This window comes from Desulfobaculum sp. (genome assembly GCF_054921475.1).
The window spans coordinates 1-4,136 of the sequence record NZ_JBUDSW010000291.1; the positions used below are offsets into that span (position 1 = coordinate 1).

3 protein-coding genes and 1 pseudogene are annotated in these 4,136 nt (G+C 60.0%); all 4 read right to left on the minus strand.

Annotated features, from left to right (window positions below; all coding sequences use genetic code 11):
* A partial coding sequence (locus ACY69P_RS14765; protein WP_462328023.1) for a DUF4857 domain-containing protein occupies nt 1-1,084 on the minus strand: 1,084 nt, incomplete at its 3' end.
* Nucleotides 1,078-1,749 carry a hypothetical protein gene (locus ACY69P_RS14770; protein ID WP_462328024.1) on the minus strand — a complete coding sequence of 224 codons (672 nt, stop codon included), beginning with the start codon at nt 1,747-1,749 and terminating at the stop codon, nt 1,078-1,080. The genes ACY69P_RS14770 and ACY69P_RS14765, both read right to left, overlap by 7 nt.
* Nucleotides 1,750-1,795: 46 nt before the next feature.
* Nucleotides 1,796-2,689, minus strand: coding sequence for an ABC transporter ATP-binding protein (locus ACY69P_RS14775; RefSeq protein WP_462328025.1), 894 nt, complete (start codon nt 2,687-2,689; stop codon nt 1,796-1,798).
* 1 nt (nt 2,690) lies between these two features.
* A pseudogene (locus ACY69P_RS14780) lies at nt 2,691-4,136 on the minus strand (hypothetical protein); the annotation flags it as partial.

A 4,136-nucleotide genomic window follows, 5' to 3' on the forward strand; every position in this document is an offset into this window, starting at 1 on the left:
CGGACCACAGGGGGTGGGCGAACACATCAGCCGGCGCAATGCCAGCAAAGCGGCTCAGCGAACTGGACGTGGTGATTTTAAAAGGCAGGAAAAAGGCGACAAGCTCGGCGCGGCGCTCCTTGGTGGGGTTGTATATATCATTAGAGAGGCTGTGGACCTCGGACCACGTGGTATCAAGGGCAACGCTGCGCAGCGTGGTAGGCGTCTGCTGCTGCACCATGATGTTCAGCGGCGTCGCGAGGATGCGCACGGAGTCGGTATCTGGCGAGAATCCCTTGAGGGGCAGTGTAATACGGCGGTAGCCGTCGCAGGCGATGGCGTGGATGTCCGTCTCTGTGACCACAAGGGCGTAGAACTCGCGGCGTTCTGCCTCGGCGACGATGATTTTGCGCACCGGCTGGTCAAAGCGCTGGCCTGTATTGCGGCAGACCGGCTCGCCCTTGACCATCAGCAGGTGGAACAGCTGGCCGGTGTCGTCCAGCAGAAACGCGCCCCAGTCAAAGGGCTTTTGGTTGGTGGGATTCATGGCCGCCAAGGTGCCGGGGAAGGTGAAGCCCGCGTCCGTGAGGGCGGCGGTGAACCGCTGGGACTTGTCGGTATTCACGCGGTTGGTTTTGCAGTCCAGAAACTCCAGCCTGTCGCCAAGGCGGAACATATCCGGCGGATACTCCAGATTGGTGCCGCGCGGGGAGGACTCCATAAGCAGGCCAAGGGGCGGCTCTGGGGTGTTGATGTCGCGCGGGGACAGACGGATGAACTGCATGCGCCGGGCAATCTGCTCTGCGGTGAAGGGCTGGCCTTTGACCATGCCGTCCCACTGCCCCCACTTGGCAAGGTTGCCGTGGAACATGAAGGGCAGGGCGCGGCAGTAGGCGACGTAGTCGAGGGGCGCGCCGTTCTCGTCGAAGCGCTCAAGGCCGCTGTCCGTGCTTTTTTGCATAACAAAGCGTTCAAGTACGGAGCTGTAAAAGACCACGGGCGTGCCGGAGCGGGTGCTGGTGGCCTTGTGCGCCACAATGGGCAGGGTGCTGGCAAGCACAAAGATGATGATGGCAAGCGCGCAGGCGCGGGCGAGGGCTACCATGTTGTCCCCCTTTTGAAGCGGTGGGCCAGAAGGTCCAGCGGCAGAAGCCACAGCAGGCACAGCACCGCGTAGCCGGGCAGAATGGGACCATAGGCCGCCGGGACGGGGTTATCAAAGAGCGGCAGCAGAAACAGGACAAAAATGGCGCTGAGGAACAGCTTTCGCGCGGGGCGCGGTTCCATGATGACAAGCGCCGTGCCCATATATGCGGGAATGCCCGCCAGAAGCCACGGTGCGGTGGTTGTCATGGCGTTTGTCACGGCCTCTGCGGGCATATATGCCGCCACAATGGCCGCCACACCCGCCAAGGTGAGTGCCGCCACGCCAAGGGTCGCCCCAAGGCCGATGGCGACGATGGAATAGATTGCCTTGCGGTGCGGCACGGGCAGATGAAAGAGCAGGCGCAGGCGCTTGCCCGAACACTCCGGCACAAACTGAAACAGCGCAAACCAGATGCCCGAGAAGGCCGTGACCAACTGCACGTGGTTGTAAAACACTTTCTCGTAGAAGACGGCGTCCAGCCACAGCATGACCGGGCCAATGACTTCCGCGACGTGGCGAAAGCTGACCAGCGTGTACCCAAGGGCGAGACCGGCAACAGCCAGCGGCACCCAGAACACGCGACGGAGCTTCAGCCACTCCTTGTATGCCAATGCAGAATGCATGCGTTCTCCAAAAGGCGGGGGCGCATGCCGCGCCCCCGCGTCGTACTTAGTATTTTCCGGTGATGCCGATGAAGGCGTCTTCGAAGTCCATGGGTGTTTCCGTCAGGTCATCCACGGCCACACCTGCCGAGGCAAGGGCGGCGCGCATCTCGTCATAGGCCAGATAGCCGTAGATGCTGGTCGTCGCGGCGCTGTGCTCCACATTGGCAATGTGCCCTGTGGGGCGCAGGCGGTCCGTGACTTCCGTACGCGGCAGTCTGTAGCCGTGGAAGGAGGCCAAGAAGTCCTCCTTGCGCCCGGTAACAAGAGTTTTGCCGCTTTGGATGATGACCATCCGGTCAATGAGCTTGTCGAGGTCCTGCACCACGTGGGAGGTCACAAGCACGGTGGTGCCGCGCTCGGCCACGTATTCCTGAAGGAACTCAAGGAACAGCCGCCGGTAGCCGACGTCCAGCCCCATGGAGTAGTCGTCCAGCAGCATTAGGCGCGGGGTTTGGGCCATGATGAGGCCCAGCACCACCTGCGATCGCTGCCCGCAGGACATGCGCGAGATGCGCCGCGTCACCGGAACATCCAGCCGTCCGACAAGGTCGTAGAACACGTCCCGCTCCCACTTGGGGTAGAAGGCGGCGTGAAAGCGCTCTATCTCCTCAATGGACATGAAGTCGTACTGGATGAACCGCTCGTGCAGCAGGCCGATATCGCGCCGGGTGGCCGGGGCAATGTCGTTGCTTGGTTCGCCGAGCACGCGGCACTGACCGGACAGCGGCCGCAGGAATCCCATCAGGATATTGATGGTGGTGGTCTTTCCCGCGCCGTTCTTGCCCAACAGCCCGAAGATGCTCCCCGGCTCCACGTCGAAGGTCAGCCCGTCCAGAACGGTCTTCTCCCCGTAGCTGTGCCGCAGGTCGCGGCAGGATATGACTGGTCCGCTGTGCATCTTAGAACTCGTAGGTCATACCGGCCCAGAACTGCCGACCGGTCAGACGGTTGCCGTCGCTGTCCACGATGGACGTGGCGTCAAAGACGTTGGTCACGGTGAGGTTCAGCGTCAGCAGCTGGTTCTTGTACTTCCACGCCTCGTAGTCGATCTGCCAGTCGAAGGTCATGGCATCGGAGATGTTTTTGTCGTCGTACTTGTAGTACCTGATGCCGTCGTCATCGGTGTAGGTGCCGTCTTTGGAGATGGCGCGCATGCCCGTGACGTAGCGGGTGGTGTTGGTAAAGGTCAGCTTGTCGTAGAAACGGCCGCTGTAGATAAAGGTCAGCACCCACGGACGGTTGAAGTTGGAGGCAGGCAATTCATCACGGTTGATGAGTTCCCCGTCGTAGTAGACTTTGTCAAAGTCGCATCCGGTCAAGAAGTCGTTGTTGGACGGGTCAAGGAAGTCGTTGAAGTTGGTTTCGTTTTCAGAGTACGTGGCGCCAATGCTGAAGTAATGGTTCTTGACCATCTTCTCATAGCTGATGGTGTACCCGGTGTATTCCGTTTCACCATCGTTGGTCATGATGTACTCTTTGCCGAACTTACCGTCGCGGTGCGAGGCGAACTGGTCGTGCCCTTCACGCTGGACGTACTCCAGGGACAAGGTGCCGCCCCAGAGGTTGGCCGTGCCGCCCAGCATCAGTTCATCAGAGTAGGGTGTGTCCAGCCCGGTGATGTCGTAGCTGTTGTTGTTTTTGGACTTAGGGTTTTTCCAATCGCTCAGTACTCCACCTGAGTTGGTACGGCTGTAGGTGTACATCGGTTCATCAGAGCGCAGGGCGTAGGTGAGAAGGGGGGCGCCGTAGTAGCGGTTGGCTCCACCGATGATCATATAGTCGCCGTCACCGAAGATGTCGTAAGTGGCCTTGAATCGGGGTTCGAGGTTCGTGTTCTCCAGGAAATCGTCATAGGAGAGGCGGACCCCCGGGCGCAGGGTGAGGTCGCCGATGCTCATTTCGTCTTCAACGTAGGCACCAAGAAGGTTCATGGAGGCGGAGCGGGAGGTTGCCCCCTTTACGCTTTTGAATCTGGTGTACTGTTCGTCAGCGATGATGCCGCCGCTGCCGTTGTCGATGACTCCAGATTGCAGGTTGGGAAAATAGTAGGCGATGCGGTCGTCTTTCTGGTCGTACTTGCCGAAGACGTTCTCATGGGCGAGGCCCATGTTCAGCACATGAGTGGTGGAGCCGAGGGCCATTTCCCGGGAGCTGAAGTCCAGCATGGAGGATAGGGTGCGCTGCTCGTTGTATGCGCTACCGAAGCCGCCTTCCTTGGCGTAATTGTTGTTGTCACCCCACTGTGTGGAGGAGTTGTTCTCTTTTGTCCAAGTGGTGTGGATATTGTTGTCCGCGTCGCGTTCGGTTCGCATTTGGGAGTAGCCGGTGCGGAATTCCACGGTGCC